This window comes from Paenibacillus sp. Cedars (genome assembly GCF_003184205.1).
Lineage (GTDB): Bacteria > Bacillota > Bacilli > Paenibacillales > Paenibacillaceae > Paenibacillus_AQ > Paenibacillus_AQ glucanolyticus.
In genome coordinates this window covers 3,514,741-3,529,905 of sequence record NZ_CP020866.1, presented here as the reverse complement: position 1 = coordinate 3,529,905, position 15,165 = coordinate 3,514,741, and the positions used below count along the sequence as shown (strand labels likewise).

General features: G+C 47.8%; 17 protein-coding genes. All 17 read left to right on the top strand.

Annotated features, from left to right (window positions below; genetic code table 11):
- The first annotated feature begins 6 nt into the window (after nucleotides 1–6).
- The 17 genes from B9D94_RS17765 (at nucleotide 7) to B9D94_RS17685 (ending at nucleotide 15,103) form a co-directional block, all read left to right on the top strand.
- Nucleotides 7–672, top strand: coding sequence for a redox-sensing transcriptional repressor Rex (locus B9D94_RS17765; protein ID WP_006209520.1), 666 nt, complete (start codon nucleotides 7–9; stop codon nucleotides 670–672).
- A complete protein-coding gene (locus tag B9D94_RS17760; protein ID WP_148247633.1) occupies nucleotides 647–1,948 on the top strand; it encodes an amidohydrolase in 1,302 nt (433 codons plus the stop codon). Before B9D94_RS17765 ends, B9D94_RS17760 begins: the two co-directional genes overlap by 26 nt.
- Before the next feature lie 30 nt (nucleotides 1,949–1,978).
- Nucleotides 1,979–2,497 carry a cell wall elongation regulator TseB-like domain-containing protein gene (locus tag B9D94_RS17755; RefSeq protein WP_006209522.1) on the top strand — a complete coding sequence of 173 codons (519 nt, stop codon included), beginning with the start codon at nucleotides 1,979–1,981 and terminating at the stop codon, nucleotides 2,495–2,497.
- Between the two features lie 266 nt (nucleotides 2,498–2,763).
- Nucleotides 2,764–3,297, top strand: coding sequence for a hypothetical protein (locus B9D94_RS17750; protein ID WP_006209523.1), 534 nt, complete (start codon nucleotides 2,764–2,766; stop codon nucleotides 3,295–3,297).
- Nucleotides 3,290–4,792 (top strand): AAA family ATPase, encoded by a 1,503-nt coding sequence (locus tag B9D94_RS17745; RefSeq protein WP_006209525.1) that lies wholly within the window; start codon nucleotides 3,290–3,292, stop codon nucleotides 4,790–4,792. The genes B9D94_RS17750 and B9D94_RS17745 overlap by 8 nt, the downstream gene beginning before the upstream one ends.
- 133 nt (nucleotides 4,793–4,925) lie before the next feature.
- Entirely contained in the window at nucleotides 4,926–5,798 is an 873-nt protein-coding gene (locus B9D94_RS17740; protein WP_006209527.1) for a 3-hydroxyacyl-CoA dehydrogenase family protein, read from the top strand.
- Nucleotides 5,795–7,006, top strand: a complete 1,212-nt coding sequence (locus B9D94_RS17735; RefSeq protein ID WP_148247632.1) for an acetate/propionate family kinase — start codon at nucleotides 5,795–5,797, stop codon at nucleotides 7,004–7,006. The genes B9D94_RS17740 and B9D94_RS17735 overlap by 4 nt, the downstream gene beginning before the upstream one ends.
- A gap of 26 nt (nucleotides 7,007–7,032) precedes the next feature.
- Nucleotides 7,033–8,328: an asparagine--tRNA ligase gene (asnS, locus tag B9D94_RS17730; protein WP_006209529.1), complete on the top strand. Its 1,296-nt coding sequence runs from the start codon at nucleotides 7,033–7,035 to the stop codon at nucleotides 8,326–8,328.
- Between the two features lie 18 nt (nucleotides 8,329–8,346).
- Nucleotides 8,347–9,093, top strand: coding sequence for a DnaD domain-containing protein (locus B9D94_RS17725; RefSeq protein WP_063479196.1), 747 nt, complete (start codon nucleotides 8,347–8,349; stop codon nucleotides 9,091–9,093).
- 178 nt (nucleotides 9,094–9,271) lie between these two features.
- Nucleotides 9,272–9,961 (top strand): HAD family hydrolase, encoded by a 690-nt coding sequence (locus tag B9D94_RS17720; protein ID WP_036636909.1) that lies wholly within the window; start codon nucleotides 9,272–9,274, stop codon nucleotides 9,959–9,961.
- An 82-nt stretch (nucleotides 9,962–10,043) separates the two neighbouring features.
- Nucleotides 10,044–10,214, top strand: a complete 171-nt coding sequence (locus B9D94_RS17715; RefSeq protein WP_006209532.1) for an HAD hydrolase-like protein — start codon at nucleotides 10,044–10,046, stop codon at nucleotides 10,212–10,214.
- A 263-nt stretch (nucleotides 10,215–10,477) separates the two neighbouring features.
- Nucleotides 10,478–10,747, top strand: coding sequence for a CD3324 family protein (locus B9D94_RS17710; RefSeq protein ID WP_006209534.1), 270 nt, complete (start codon nucleotides 10,478–10,480; stop codon nucleotides 10,745–10,747).
- A 146-nt stretch (nucleotides 10,748–10,893) separates the two neighbouring features.
- Nucleotides 10,894–11,904: a phosphotransferase enzyme family protein gene (locus B9D94_RS17705; RefSeq protein ID WP_148247630.1), complete on the top strand. Its 1,011-nt coding sequence runs from the start codon at nucleotides 10,894–10,896 to the stop codon at nucleotides 11,902–11,904.
- Between the two features lie 325 nt (nucleotides 11,905–12,229).
- The gene (locus tag B9D94_RS17700) at nucleotides 12,230–12,841 is read left to right on the top strand and encodes an RNA polymerase sigma factor (protein WP_006209537.1); all 612 of its coding nucleotides are present in this window, start codon (nucleotides 12,230–12,232) and stop codon (nucleotides 12,839–12,841) included.
- A complete protein-coding gene (locus tag B9D94_RS17695) occupies nucleotides 12,838–13,296 on the top strand; it encodes a hypothetical protein (protein ID WP_148247629.1) in 459 nt (152 codons plus the stop codon). The genes B9D94_RS17700 and B9D94_RS17695 overlap by 4 nt, the downstream gene beginning before the upstream one ends.
- A gap of 24 nt (nucleotides 13,297–13,320) precedes the next feature.
- On the top strand, nucleotides 13,321–14,421 hold the full coding sequence (locus B9D94_RS17690; protein WP_036636915.1) for a DUF6677 family protein: 1,101 nt from the start codon (nucleotides 13,321–13,323) through the stop codon (nucleotides 14,419–14,421).
- Entirely contained in the window at nucleotides 14,402–15,103 is a 702-nt protein-coding gene (locus tag B9D94_RS17685) for a hypothetical protein (protein ID WP_148247628.1), read from the top strand. Before B9D94_RS17690 ends, B9D94_RS17685 begins: the two co-directional genes overlap by 20 nt.
- Nucleotides 15,104–15,165: the final 62 nt, after the last annotated feature.

Below are 15,165 nucleotides of genomic sequence, written 5' to 3'. Positions count from 1 at the left end.
GCATGCATGAAATCGGAAAAAATTTCGGAAGCCGTGGTCCGCAGATTACCTGTATATTTGCGCTATTTGAATGAGCTTCAGAAGCGGGAGGTCTCAACTGTTTCATCCCAGGAGCTGGGGCAGAAACTGGATCTGAATCCTGCTCAAATTCGTAAGGACCTGGCGTATTTCGGTGATTTTGGACGGAAAGGGATCGGATATGATGTTTCCTATTTGATTGAGAAGATTCGCCAGATTCTGAAGCTGGACCAGAAGATTAATGTAGCATTGGTTGGAGCCGGTAATCTTGGACATGCATTATCCAATTACAATGCATTCCTGAAGGATAATATGAAGATTGTGGCTATTTTCGATTCATATTCCCCCAAAGTTGGTATGAAAATCAACAACTTGACGGTTCAGCCGATGGAAGAGCTTGAGAAAACCGTACATGAATACGGCATTCGTATCGGGATTATTACCGTTCCGGATTTTGAGGCGCAAAACGTAGCTAATCAGCTTATTGCAGCAGGCATCGAAGCGATTCTGAATTTTGCGCCAACCATCCTGAAAGCTCCACCTCATATCCGTATTCATACGGCCGATTTTACAACCGATTTGCAGAGCTTGGCTTATTATTTGGACAACGGTAAGGAGGAAGCTTCACATGACGACAACGAAGTGGATGGTTAAGAACGGTACTTTTGCTGTGCTTGAGGATGGAAGATCCGTTCTTCGTGGATACATGTTTGTTGAGAATGACCGCATTACCTATCTTGGTGAGGAACAGCCGCTGGTAGAGGAAGGAACCGAGATTATCGACGGCACACATCTGTTGTTCCTGCCTGGTTTGGTAAATACCCATGGACATGCTGCCATGTCACTGCTCCGCGGTTATGGAGACGATTTGGCGCTGCAAGTATGGCTGCAGGAAAAAATGTGGCCGATGGAAGCCAAATTCACGGCCGATGATGTTTACTGGGGAGCCTCTCTTTCCGTGCTGGAGATGATCAAGGGCGGAACCACAACTTTTGTGGATATGTATGATCAGATGGACCAGGTTGCGAAGGTGGTAGAGGATTCAGGAATGCGCGGTGTCCTGACCCGTGGCGTTATCGGATTATGTCCGCCTGAGGTTCAGCAGCAAAAACTGGATGAGGCGGTTGCATTTGCGAAGGACTGGCACGGCAAAGCCGATGGCAGAATCACAACGATGCTCTCGCCGCATGCACCGTATACGTGTCCACCGGATCTAATTGAAAAATTCGTCCAAGCATCCCATGATTTGAATCTGCCGCTGCATACACATATGTCGGAAACGGACACGGAAGTGGCCCAGAATGTGAATGACTACGGACTCCGTCCCGTTGCGCATCTGGAGAAGCTGGGCATGTTCTCTCGTCCTACACTTCTGGCGCACGCCGTCCATTTGACTGATGAAGAGATCGAGATTTTGGCTAAATATCAAGTCGCGGTCTCTCATAATCCAGGCAGTAATCTGAAGCTTGCCAGTGGTATAGCGCGCGTGCCTGCACTGCTGAAAGCCGGCGTTACCGTGTCCCTGGGTACCGACGGACCAGCGAGCAATAACAATCTGGATATGTTTGAAGAGATGCGTCTGGCTGCATTGATCCATAAAGGGGTAAGCGGTGATCCTACGGCCATTCCAGCAGCCGAAGCACTGCGGATGGGTACGGAGTATGGAGCCAAATCGGCTTTCATTGAAGATATAGGCAAACTTGCCGTCGGCATGAAGGCGGATATGATCGCGTTGAATACAGATCAGGCGCACTTCCTTCCTCGAACCGATTATGTGTCCCATGCGATCTATTCAGCCAGTGCAAAGGATGTAGAGCATGTATGGGTTGACGGCAAGCAGGTAGTGAAAAATGGCGCCAGCCTTACCCTCGACGAGGAACGTATTCGCCGGGAAGCCCAGTCTGCATTTGAGCGTCTTACAACCCTCTAGGGAATAATCAAGGGGAGCGAGGAAGACGGATTGAAGAAAAAAACGAAGTGGATATTGCTAAGTGTATCCGGAGTGCTGCTCTTGCTGCTAGGTCTGCAGCTCTACTATTCGCATGTCATGAAGGACACTTGGAATGAAGAGAGAATGGCAATCAACGCTTCCAAACAGCATGGCGGTTTGGTTTCGACAGGAAAGACCTATAAATCGGTGTGGGGCGAGGACAACAATTACTGGGTTGTCAGCGGCAAGGATAAAGACAATCAGGACCGAATGGTCTGGGTGAAATTCACCGATGATAATGTACCGGTTGACGGTGCCGATGCGGTGCAGTCTGTCTTATTGAGTTCCGGAATGTCAGAAGCACAGATACTGGATCAGATTCACAATGATTTGCCAGGAGCAACCATTAAGAGATTGCTGCCGGGTATGTATGAAAATGAGTTTGTATGGCAGCTCCAGTACGAAAGCAATGGTCAGCGGGGCTATCGATTCTATCGTTTCCAAGATGGAAATCCGATCGGCAATGACATTATTCTTCCAAATCAATAGTAGAAAAATAAAGAGAGACATCCCTATCAATTTCGGGATGCCTCTTTTTTTCACATCAATTGACAACGTTTACAATAAATAAAATGGAAAAACTGTTCTAAATATTTTCACAGATACGCATGAAAAAGTATATAAAATGTGATATACTCATATTTGTACAAATTAAGCATACAAACTACATGCATCGTATTATATCGTTGTTACATGTCATTATATACAAAGAAAATGATAGACAAAAACTATATAAGATTTTAAGGAGGAACTTCATGAAACTACGCATTGTACCTATCGTGCTGACTGTCGTGATCTCAGCATCGGTCCTCTTTGGTGGATGGTTTCTGTATCGGCAGATGGCACAGCATAACCCGCTAGCAAATGTTGTTTCGCAGTATGATGGTGTGAAGAGTTCTCATATAGATATTAAACAGGATACGGTTACTTTGAAACTTGATCTGGCTCCGGAAACGAATTTGCAGGGGCTTGTGCAGCATATAAAGCAAGAAGGCAAATCTGTAATTGGGCAGCGTGAGCTGAAAATCCAGGTGGAGGAGCATTCCTCGGAAGCGCTGGACCAATGGTGGGAGCAGGCAATGTTATCCGTTGCAGAAGCGATGGACAACAAGCAGTACACCGATATCCAATCTTCGCTTGAGCAATTGGCTGGCGAGTCCACGAACTTAAAAGCGAAAGCAACCATTGATGACACCAATGTTTATGTCAGCTTGTCGGATGGGAAGTCTGGTAAATTTATTATCTTGCCGCGTCAACCGGGTAAAATGGGGGTTTGGAACCATGCCTAAACTGGCTAAAGAGATCATGCTGGGTTTTATCCCGGTTTTGTTGGTATTCCTCGTGTTTGTAGGCGTCAACGTCGTGCCTCTGTTTATTGCTGCGGCCCTCGTAGGTACGCTGCTGTTTATTGCAAAGATGAAGGGCGGCATCGCGGTAGGGGCTGGTAATGAACGCAAGCGAAAGAAGAGCGGACCGGCCAAACTGACATTCGAAGAAATCGGCGGACAGGATAATGCCAAGCAAGAACTCCGCGAGGCTCTGGATTTTCTCATTCGTCATGAAGATATTAAGAAATTTGGCATTCGTCCGTTGAAGGGCATTCTTCTTACCGGGCCTCCGGGAACAGGGAAGACCCTGATGGCCAAGGCCGCTGCCCATTATACGGATTCTATCTTTGTTGCTGCATCCGGCAGTGAGTTTGTTGAAATGTATGTCGGGGTTGGTGCCGGTCGTGTCCGGGATCTGTTTAAGGATGCCAGAAGCCGCGCTGCAAAAGAAAACAAACAAAATGCGATCATTTTCATAGATGAGATTGATGTGATTGGCGGCAAGCGTGAAGGCGGCCAGCAGCGTGAATATGACCAGACACTGAATCAACTGTTAACTGAAATGGACGGCATTTATTCTCAGGATACTCCGCGTATACTGGTTATAGCCGCTACGAACCGCAAAGAAATGTTGGATAGTGCACTGCTGCGTCCAGGACGATTTGACCGCCATATTCAGGTGGATCTGCCTGATAAGAAGGGGCGTACACATATCTTGAATCTCCATGCGGGTAACAAGCCGCTGCATGAGGATGTCGACTTGGACAAAATCGCGGAGGAAGCCTATGGCTTTTCCGGCGCACAGCTGGAGAGTGTCATGAATGAAGCTGCAATCTACACGATGCGTGAGAATGAGCAGTTTATCCATCAGCGCCATTTATCCATGGCGATTGACAAAGTGATGATGGGTGAACGCTCGGACCGAGAATCGAATTTCGAAGAGAAGAAGCGCGTGGCCATCCATGAATTGGGACATGCTATTATGGCAGAGCTTGTGCGTCCCGGCAGTGTCAAGCAAGTAGCATTGAGTCCGCGTGGTAAAGCACTTGGTTATGTTAGGCATAATCCGCAACAGGAACAATACCTGTATACCAAGGCGTTCCTGGAAGAGCAGATTATGATAGCGCTTGGCGGTGCCGCCGCCGAGGAGATTTATTACGGGGGCCGAAGCACGGGCTCCAGCAATGACTTTGAGCAATCGCTTAACATCGTAGAGACGATGATGAAGTCAGGACTGACGGCGCTCGGCATCATCAATATGAATATGGTAACTACGGAAGAGTTAATGAAAGAGAATAATATGATTCTGGAAGAGTTAATGAACCGAACGAAAAGCCTCTTGGAACAGAATCGGCCAATATTCGACAATTCTCTTGACATCCTGTTGAAGGAAGAAATCCTCTCGGGAGAACAATTTCGTTGTCAATTTCGTGAAAACGCGCTTTTACCAGCATAAATTGTTATGCTGGTTATTTTTTTTTACTTTTTTGTCGTGCTAAGATATTATTATACTTTGTGCTCTAAACTGTATTTTTCGACAAATGGGGTACAATAAAGTATAGAGATAAGGAAAGGGTGGAGTAGAAACCATGTACTTCAAAAAAATCGGCGTTGTAGGCGGCGGGACTATGGGGCAGGGCATTGCGGAGATGCTGGCTGCAAAGGGTCTTGACGTACTGCTCGTAGAGAAAACTCCAGAGAAACTGGACTATTCATACCGAATGATTGAGACCAGTCTAGATAAACAGCTGGAGAAGTGGGGAATTACCCAAGCAGAGAAGAAACTGATACTGAACCGGATTCAAAAAGTAACTCATTTTGCCGAGCTTAGCACCTGCGATATGGTGATTGAGACCATTATAGAGGACTTGGAAGCGAAAAAAGAAGTGTTTACACAGCTGGATCAAGTATGTCCCAGCCATGTGATATTAGCAAGTAATACATCCACGCTTAGTTTGACGGAGCTCGCCAGCTCTACCAAATATCCTGAGCGTGTTATTGGCATGCACTTCATACATCCTGTTTCCAAGGTAGATCTGGTTGAAATTATCCGCGGTCTGAAAACTTCCGATCATACGTTCACGGAAACGAAACGCTTTGTCGAGGAAGTGTCCGATAAAAAAGGCATCATGGTTTATGAATCCCCAGGCTTCGTTACAACACGCATGATCACGCTCCTCATCAATGAAGCGATGCATCTGCTTCAAGAAGGTGTGGCTTCGGCAGAAGATATCGACGATGCGATGAGAATCGGTTATAACTTCCAGCACGGGCCGCTGGAGATGGCAGACCGCTTTGGTCTCGATTCCATTCTTGCGGCGCTGGAGCGGATGTTCCGCGAGTATGGCGAGCTGAAATACCGTCCATCGATTGTCTTGAAGAAAATGGTTCGCGCAGGACAACTGGGCGTCAAAACCGGAGAAGGCTTTTTCAAGTACGACAAGGATGGTGACCGGGTATGAATATTCTCGTAATTAACGCAGGCAGCTCTTCACTGAAGTATCAATTGTACAACATGACAGATGAATCCGTACTGGCCAAAGGGCTGGTTGAGCGGATCGGTATGGATTCCTCCATATTGACCCATAAGCCGACCGGAAAACAGGACGTAACCGAGGTTAGCGAAATTCTGGAGCATACAACGGCCATCCGCAAGGTGCTTGGCATGCTGACGAATGAAGAACATGGTGTTATTGACTCCATCGAGAACATTCAGGCTGTCGGTCACCGCGTGGTCCATGGCGGTGAATCTTTCAAAGCGTCCGCGCTTGTAGATAGCGATGCAAAAGCCGAGATTCGCCGTTTGTTTGACTTGGCTCCGCTTCATAATCCGGCGTCCATGATGGGAATTAAGGCTGCAGAAACGAATATGCCGGGCGTGCCGCAGGTGGTTGTATTTGATACGGCATTCCACCAAACCATGCCGGAAAAATCGTATCTATACGCTATTCCGAGAGTTCTTTATAATAAATACAAAGTACGTCGTTACGGTGCGCACGGAACATCCCATGCTTATGTCAGCCAGGCAGCAGCAGAGTTCCTGGACCGCCCGCTCGAGGATTTGAAGATCATTACCTGTCATATCGGCAACGGCGCTTCCCTGACAGCTGTTCAAGGTGGGAAATCTATCGATACCTCCATGGGCATGACCCCGCTGGAAGGTCTGATGATGGGTACCCGCAGCGGTGATTTGGACCCTGCAATCGTTCCGTTTGTCATGAACAAGGAAGAATTGACGGTCAATGAAGTAAACTCGATGCTGAACAAGCACAGCGGACTGCTGGCGATTTCCGGAATCAGCAGCGATATGCGCGAGATCACGGAAGGCATGGAGAAGGGCGATCCGAATTCGACATTGGCTTTTGATATGTATGAATATCGTGTTCGTAAATACATCGGCTCTTATGCTGCGGCAATGAACGGTGTGGACGTTATCGTGTTTACCGCGGGAGTTGGCGAGAATTCGATCGTTCTTCGTCAAAGAGTGCTTGAGCAGCTTACCTATCTCGGAGTAGAATTGGATGAGGAGCTGAACAGCATTCGTTCCGGCGAGCCGCGTCGTATTTCAACGGCGAATTCCAAGGTAGAGGTTCTCGTAGTTCCTACCAACGAGGAATTGGTTATTGCTCGGGATACGCATCGTATCGTACAAGCTTCTACCGTTAAATAGTAGTGATATAAGGGAGAGATTTAAGCATGGCCACCAAAAGTGTGATTCGTAACGTCAACCAGCATGTCGGTGAGACCGTCACGATCGGCGCCTGGATTAACAACAAGCGTTCCAGCGGGAAGATTCAGTTCCTGCAGCTTCGCGATGGATCGGGATATATCCAGGGTGTTGTTGTGAAGAGCGAAGTATCCGAGCAGGTATGGGATGACGCGAAAAGCCTGACACAAGAGAGCTCTTTGTATGTGACGGGTGTGATACGTGAAGAGCCGCGCAGTCAGTCGGGTTACGAGATGACGGTTACTGGCATTGAAATTATTCATCTTACGGAAAACTATCCGATTACCCCTAAAGAGCATGGTGTCGATTATTTGATGGACCATCGTCATCTGTGGCTTCGCACACAGAAACAACGGGCAATTATGGTGATCCGCGCCGAAATCATCCGTGCGGTTCAAGCATATTTTGACACGAACGGATTTACCCTTGTGGATCCTCCGATTTTGACACCAACTTCGGCGGAGGGGACAACAAACCTGTTCCATACGAAGTATTTTGAAGAGGATGCTTATTTGACGCAAAGCGGACAGCTGTACATGGAGGCCGCTGCTATGGCACTCGGTAAGGTATACTCCTTCGGTCCTACGTTCCGTGCCGAGAAATCCAAAACCCGTCGTCACCTGATCGAGTTCTGGATGATTGAGCCTGAGATGGCCTTCACAGACCATGAGGAGAGCCTTCAGGTACAAGAGCAGTTCATTAGTTATGTGGTGCAATCCGTAGTCAAGAACTGCCGTCAGGAGCTTGAGGCGATCGGTCGCGACATTTCCAAGCTTGAGGCGATACAGGCACCATTCCCTCGAATTACGTACGACGAGGCAATTGAATTCCTGCATACGCAAGGTTTCGATATTCCTTGGGGTGAGGACTTCGGAGCACCACACGAAACGGCTATCGCGGAGAAATATGATAAGCCGGTCTTTATAACACACTATCCGGCAGGGATCAAAGCATTCTACATGAAGCCGGATCCGAATCGTCCTGAAGTGGTGCTGTGTGCGGATATGATCGCACCGGAAGGCTATGGCGAGATTATCGGCGGCTCGCAGCGGATAGACGATCCGCAGCTGCTTGAAGAGCGCTTCAAGGAGCATGAGCTGTCGATGGAAACGTATCAATGGTACATGGATCTGCGTAAATACGGTACAGTCCCTCATTCCGGTTTTGGCTTAGGTCTGGAGCGCACCGTTGCCTGGATTTGCGGTTTGGATCATGTACGTGAGACAATTCCGTTCCCACGGACCTTGTACCGGTTGTATCCGTAAGCTGTGAGAGGTGAGTCTATGGACCACGGCAACGCTGACACAGGCGTGAAAGGGTGGACAGCGGGCGCAGCTGCCGGCATGAGCCAAGGGATGACCCTTATCCCTTACGCGTTGCTTCGGTATTATCGTTCCATCGGTTTAAGCGACCGTGAAGCAATGCTGCTCATACATCTGATCGGATATCAGCAGGTGGAGTTCAAGACGTTTCCTTCGCTGGAGGAGCTTTCGGACGTAACGGGAGCTCCGGCTTCTTTCATCGCCACAAGCCTACAGCGCTTGATGAAGGAAGGGCTGCTCGGCATTGATGAGTATGTGGACGAGACACAGGGGATTCATTATGAGCGCTACAATCTGAATGGATTGTATGAGAGGCTCGCTTCTTGCCTGGCTGAAGAGGGCAAGGAGATGAGCGCTGATGGAACCACGTTTGCGTCCCCGCTATTAAATGCCCGTCCGGTTTCGGGCAAAGGAACGGACTCGGAGAAGTCAACGCCTGAGAAGGAAGAACGAAATTTGTTCTCGATATTCGAAAAAGAGTTCGGCCGTCCCTTATCGCCCATGGAGCTGGAGACCATCTCCGGTTGGGTCGATGCGGACCGATATCCGGACGAGTTGATATTGTTAGCTCTGAAGGAAGCGGTATTTGCGGGCAAGCTTCATTTCCGCTATATCGACCGTATCTTGCTCGAATGGAGCCGCAATCGTGTACGCACCGCGCAGGATGCCAAAGCTTATACGCAGAAATTCAGGAATATCGGAAGATAGATGAAGCACGTCCATATGGACGTGCTTTTTTTGCTATCCGCTATTTGATTGGATTGATGGCTGTTTTTTTATATAGTTGAAAATGGGATGTGCAGACAGGAGCTATCAGAAGCAGGAGAATATTCCTGCATCAGCGAATTCATCTATTTACTGCAACCGGATGTGAGGAGAGAGAGACATGAAATATAAAGCGATTATTTTTGATCTGGATAACACGCTGCTGGATTACAATCAGAGCGAGCAGACGTGTATGCAGCAAGCGCTTGAACATTACCGACTGCATGAGGATCTGACTTGGGATGAGTTCTGGAGTGTCTTTGGTCCGATTAACTTCCAATACTGGATGAACCGCACCCGGAATAATCACGACATCAGACAGGTGCTGGAGCATTCGTTCACGGACACCTTTCTGGGTTTGAAGCGGGATTTCAATCAGTTCAGGGAGATCTCGGAAACATACTGGGGATTCTTTTGCGGTTCTGATCATAAGGAGCCTAACGCCGATTTGATTCTGGAGCATCTGCATGGAAAATTTGCGCTTGGAGTGATTTCCAATGGCATAGGTGAAGCACAGCGCCAGCGTCTTACGACAGGGGGCTTGTTTCATTATTTTGACTCCTTTATCATCTCGGACGAGGTGAAGTGCTGGAAGCCGGATCCGTTGATTTTTGAGATGGCCTTGAGGGAATTGGCGTTAAGTCCGAGTGAGGTATTGTACATAGGGGATTCACTCACGGATGATTATGAAGGAGCTGTGCGTGCCGGCATTGATTTTTGCTATTATAATCGTCGAGGCAAAGTTTTGCATGATCATCATCGTCCTTCTTATATCATCAGTGATCTTCTGCAGATCAAGGATTTGACTTGAGTTTGACGGAACCCGATCCGACAGAACCGAGGTTATCCAGTACGTTCTGGATACATGCCATATCCATGCCTCGGACGCCGTGATGATTGGAGACCGGAAGCATGATCTGATTGGTGCCTTTAACTGCGGGGTACACAGTATGGCTGTTGGTTATGGATATGGATCAGAGGACAAGCTGACGGCATGTCAGCCAACCCATTATGTCAAAACGGTGAAAGAGCTGATGCAATCTTTTACACGTATAGTGGTTTGAAGAACTTCATTTCGATTTCGGCGTATGATCGGTTATAATGGTCATAACCAGTCGGAATGTCATTATTTTGAAGGGAGGGGCATGATTATGAAGGGAAGATTGCAGATGAGCTCTATGCAAAGTCTATTTGATGAACAACGGCGGTTGTTTGCATGGAGCGATAAGAAAGTTGCCGCCTGATTACCTCGTGTAGAGAGGCCGTTTATCTAATGGACTTTGCATCCTTAAAACCTTTATTTTAATTTTAAGGAGCAGAGCTTACCATGAAATATATAAACGCGGATATTATACTTCCAGAAGAATTGCTAAAGGAAGTTCAGAAATATGTACAGGGCGGGATGGTGTACATCCCGAAACCTGAAGGATTGCGCAAGAAATGGGGAGAAAATTCCGGCAGCCGGGTATATCTGAAAACGAGAAACCTGGAAATCCGGCAAAAGTTTGCTTCGGGTACCACGATCGATGAGCTTTCTTCTCAATTTTGTCTATCCTGCGATTCGATCAAAAAAATCGTATATACCAAAAACAAGTAATGACAAGTCACATTGGACTCGATTCTGATGTGGCTTTTTGCTATGCCAATAAAAATCTTTTCAATCCATTTGTTATATAGGCTTGGCAGGACTGCGCCAGTATAATAAGTCAGGAACGTTGTAACGAATCAAGGAGAGGTGAGACCGTGGATGATTTTTTTCAATTTGAAAACGAAGAACAGCGGGGTAGACTGCTTGCAAGAGCTGAGAAGGTTGCCATGTCTGCACTTCAGTCCTATAACTTGCAATGGGTTGGCATTAAATTTATCGGCCTATCGGATACCATTACATATCAAATCCGGACTAACTTGGAAGAAACCTATTTGTTGCGGATTCATTCAGACCGATGGAGCAGGAATGAAATCGAATCGGAACTTCAATTTCTGGATGTCCTTATTGCAACAGGAATCACAGTACCGACAGGTGTAGTCGCTTCCAATGGGTTAAGAGTGATGAAGATCGACACGGACCGAGGATTCCGATCTCCCTATGTCACTATCATGAGGTGGATGGATGGCGAGCATGTCATCGATAAACTTACAGAGGTTCAAGCTTTTCAGGTTGGGGCTATGATTGCGGGACTACACGAAGCAGCCATCGGTTTTGATTGGCCTTCTGCTTTTACTAGGCCCACATGGGGGATAGACAGCTATAGAACAGCTGTTGCCAAGCTGGAGCGATACGCAGAAACCTTTATGTCAGAAGTTTCTTGGGCACTGTATCAGCGTGCCGCTGAGAAGGTTTTATCAGAGCTTAACGCTATGACCGCTCATGATGGAAGTTATGGTCTCATTCATGCCGATTTACATTTGGGGAATATCGTGTTTGCAGGACAGTGTCCACAACCGATTGATTTTGGCAGATGTGGCTTCGGTTATTTTCTTTATGATCTGGCGGCGGTTATGCTGTCACTAGTTCCGAAGCAGCGATATAAGGTGATTGAAGGTTATAGGAGCGTGCGGAAGCTGGAGTCAGATTTCATTCGGACTTTGGAATGTTTTTTCATTATGATTATGATGGAGAATTATAGCCATCACGCCTCCAATCCAAGGGAGACGGATGGCTTGAAGGGTGAGCAGATCTATGCTTTAGCCTATATTCATGCTTTTTTGAACGGGAGTTCATTTTTGCTGAATGTGGTTCAGCCGGTGGACTAATCAATCAATGTCCAGTTGATCCCATCATGATAGAGGCGTATGATAAAATCATAGCGTGGCCTTTATGATGGGTGGCGTGTTTACCCGTTCACAGGGAATGATCCCCGTAACGGTCATGCACGTTGTTATGAACGTTTTATTTTGTGCTTAGCGGCATGATCCTGTAACTTGAAGTTGTACATTCTGGTTGCGGTCTATATCATCAATTCTAAAAAAGGGCGTCGATGGGCGTTCTTTTTTGTTTGGAGAATTTGGGAAGACTAAGCGGACCAGCTTTAGCCATTTGGACTTCGTTTTTTGATGATATAAATATTTTTTTGAAAAAGTGCAGGGGCAGCCGCCAAAGCTGACGTCTATTGTATTTGGGAAGGAGGGGAGAGCTATTGATGCGGAAACGTTAATCACGCGCATCCTGCAGGGTGAGCAAGAAGCCTTTCGGGAACTGGTGAACCATTACAGTCAGCACGTGTTCCATACGGCGTACTCGGTTTTGCGGGATGCCAAGGAAGCGGAGGATGCGTCGCAGGAAGTGTTTATTCAAGTATATAAAGCTCTCCCCCAGTACCGATCTGAAGGGTTTAAAACCTGGATTACGCGCATCACGCTAAATAAAGCGATTGATATGAAGAGGAAGCTTTCCCGTAAACCACCGGAGCAGCTGCCCGGTGAACATGATGAAGTGCTGGATAAACTCCCTTCCCGGGACGAAGATGTGGTCTCTCTGCTCATACATAAGGAGCGAAGAGAAGAGCTTCGAGAGAAGATCGAACAACTGCCGGACAATCACCGAGAAATTATAACGGCCTTTTATTTGGATGAAAAAAATTATGAACAGATTGCGACCGAGCTGAACGTTACGGTGAAGACCGTGGAGTCGAAGCTGTACCGGGCCAGACAATGGATTCGGAAATCCTGGAAGGAGGAGGAATGGAAATGAACGTTAAGGACAACGGGCTTAAACAGCTGACTGAACGCTATATTCGAGGGGAAGGTTCACTTGAAGAACGAACGTATTATGAAGAGCTCATGTTAACGGATGACAGTGTGCTGGAGTTATATATGCAAATGCTGGCAGAGCTTGATTCGGAACTCCCCAATCTGGCAGATCCTGAAGGGTTTGCGGATCAGGTGGTAGCTCATGAACACGTTAAGCCATACATTCGCAAAGAACCGTCGCAGATTCAGGAACGTCCCAAGCGCTGGTACGAACGCGCCATCGTTCACTATACCTTCGCCGCGTCCATTACCATGCTGTTCCTCTTTACCGGAGCATTCGACCGTCTTCTTCCCGGCGAGATCAGCGGTGAAGTTCCCTTATCGAACACTCCTTCTTACAGCGAGCAATTGATGAATAAAACAACGGGCTGGCTGGACCAGCTATTGTCCAGATAAGAAAATACGAAAGGAAGATGCCTAGTGCAACCGCAACGAAATAAAGGGTTCGCCTTCATATTAAATATCCTTCCGGGCCTCGGTCACTATTATTGGGGGAGGAAGGGACGCGCCCTGCTGTATCCACTATTATTCTTCGGAAGTTTGTTTGGAGGATTTCTGCTCGGCATCATGTCGCACTCCGATTCGGTATTGATCCTGGGGATTCTCGGGGCGTTAATGATCTGGGGGATCAGCATGCTTGATCTGCTGGTCGCCTTAATCAGGTACACACCCGTCACGATTATCCATGACGAGTACGGCAGACCCATGGAAATTCGTCAGGATAAGAGCGACGAGTCGGAACGCTTCTACACGATTTTATTATCCTTCATTCCGGGCCTGGGACATTTTCAACTGGGCTTGATGCAGCGCGGACTGTCGTTTTTAATCGCATTTTTCGGTCTTGGGACGATCCTCCTGTTTCTGACAGGACTGACCCATGAATCCGTATTCCTGCTGTTTTTGGGGATGCTGCCCATTATATGGCTCTACTGCATGTTTGATGTTGTACAGCTCGTTCACCGCAAACAGGCCGGGGAGCTGCTGGAGGACCGTACGCTATTTGACGAACTGGAGAGCGGCCGGGAGAGCGGGCGCCGCAGCAAGGTGTTTGCCACCCTGTTATCCGCGCTCCCTGGAGCCGGGCAAATGTATCTGGGTCTGCAAAAACGCGGGCTTCAGCTCATGGTTCTGTTTCTGGGCAGCATTTATGTATTGGATGTGCTGAAGCTGTCCGTGTTCCTGTTTCTGATTCCGCTGATTTGGTTCTATGCGTTCTTTGACGGCCTGCAGCAAGTAAGCCGGTATGGCAGGGAACCGCTGCGGGATCGGCCGATCATCTCGGGGCTTGGACATCAACAGCGCTGGCTCGGGCTTGGACTGCTGATTCTGGGGATTTATTTTGTGTTTAACAGCTTTGTTATGCCGTATCTTGCGACGTATGTGGATTCCCGCTTCCGCGACTTGATGAAGACGGTAATCGTAGCGGTTCTCCTGATAGGGGGCGGAATCAAGCTGATGACAGGTTCGAAAAAAGGACCTGTGAGAGGAGAGCGTTCCTATTATGAATCCGACAACGAATAATATATCTATTCACGATTTGGCTGCCCCTCCATCGAAGTTTGCCCGGCAGTGGAGAGTCGGTACACTCTCCATGGGACTTTCCCTGCTTATACTCGGCGTGCTTGTCTTGTCATCAGCCTGGAAGGGTGTAGAGGTGTACAGTTCCGCTGTTAGATGGTGGCCCATCGTATTTGTCCTGTTAGGCACGGAAATCGTCGTGTATACGTTAATCTTTCGTAAGCAGGATACGGTTAGATACGATATGTTCAGCATTCTCCTTATTGGTTTTCTAACCTTCTGCTGCATTGGTATGGCAGCTTTGAGTGCAACTGGGTTGATGGAGCAGATTCGGCGTGAAACGATGGCTATACAGCAAACGATTCCGATACCGGACCAGAAGGTGGCCATACCGGACGGGGTTAAGAAAGTCATTGTTCAGGGCAGTTACAATCACAACATCAGGCAGGATGTTTCCAGTGCGGATGAGATGCTCATCTTTGGCAGTCTGCGGACGGAAGATTCTGAAATTTGGAGCCAAGCCGATCTGCCTGCACTCATTCAAATCAAACAATCGGGTAATATTCTGTATGTTCAGCTGAACGATCCACCCCGTTATGCATTCAGGGGATCGTCTTCGTGGTTCGATGTGACGGTGTCCGTGCCGGCTTCGGTCAAAGTGGTCGTGAGGGACCGAAGCAGCTAGGGCAAAGCACATTACATAGACGGTGCATACAAGTCAATATGATGCTGGATAGCAGATCTAAT

What these genes read in the sequence shown, in the direction of transcription:
- B9D94_RS17760 (WP_148247633.1), top strand. Translation starts at nt 647, where the DNA reads ATGACGACAACGAAGTGGATGGTTAAGAACGGTACTTTTGCTGTGCTT.
- B9D94_RS17720 (WP_036636909.1), top strand. Translation starts at nt 9,272, where the DNA reads ATGAAATATAAAGCGATTATTTTTGATCTGGATAACACGCTGCTGGAT.
- asnS (WP_006209529.1), top strand. Translation starts at nt 7,033, where the DNA reads ATGGCCACCAAAAGTGTGATTCGTAACGTCAACCAGCATGTCGGTGAG.
- B9D94_RS17765 (WP_006209520.1), top strand. Translation starts at nt 7, where the DNA reads ATGAAATCGGAAAAAATTTCGGAAGCCGTGGTCCGCAGATTACCTGTA.
- B9D94_RS17750 (WP_006209523.1), top strand. Translation starts at nt 2,764, where the DNA reads ATGAAACTACGCATTGTACCTATCGTGCTGACTGTCGTGATCTCAGCA.
- B9D94_RS17710 (WP_006209534.1), top strand. Translation starts at nt 10,478, where the DNA reads ATGAAATATATAAACGCGGATATTATACTTCCAGAAGAATTGCTAAAG.
- B9D94_RS17725 (WP_063479196.1), top strand. Translation starts at nt 8,347, where the DNA reads ATGGACCACGGCAACGCTGACACAGGCGTGAAAGGGTGGACAGCGGGC.
- B9D94_RS17735 (WP_148247632.1), top strand. Translation starts at nt 5,795, where the DNA reads ATGAATATTCTCGTAATTAACGCAGGCAGCTCTTCACTGAAGTATCAA.
- B9D94_RS17695 (WP_148247629.1), top strand. Translation starts at nt 12,838, where the DNA reads ATGAACGTTAAGGACAACGGGCTTAAACAGCTGACTGAACGCTATATT.
- B9D94_RS17685 (WP_148247628.1), top strand. Translation starts at nt 14,402, where the DNA reads ATGAATCCGACAACGAATAATATATCTATTCACGATTTGGCTGCCCCT.
- B9D94_RS17715 (WP_006209532.1), top strand. Translation starts at nt 10,044, where the DNA reads ATGATTGGAGACCGGAAGCATGATCTGATTGGTGCCTTTAACTGCGGG.
- B9D94_RS17745 (WP_006209525.1), top strand. Translation starts at nt 3,290, where the DNA reads ATGCCTAAACTGGCTAAAGAGATCATGCTGGGTTTTATCCCGGTTTTG.
- B9D94_RS17740 (WP_006209527.1), top strand. Translation starts at nt 4,926, where the DNA reads ATGTACTTCAAAAAAATCGGCGTTGTAGGCGGCGGGACTATGGGGCAG.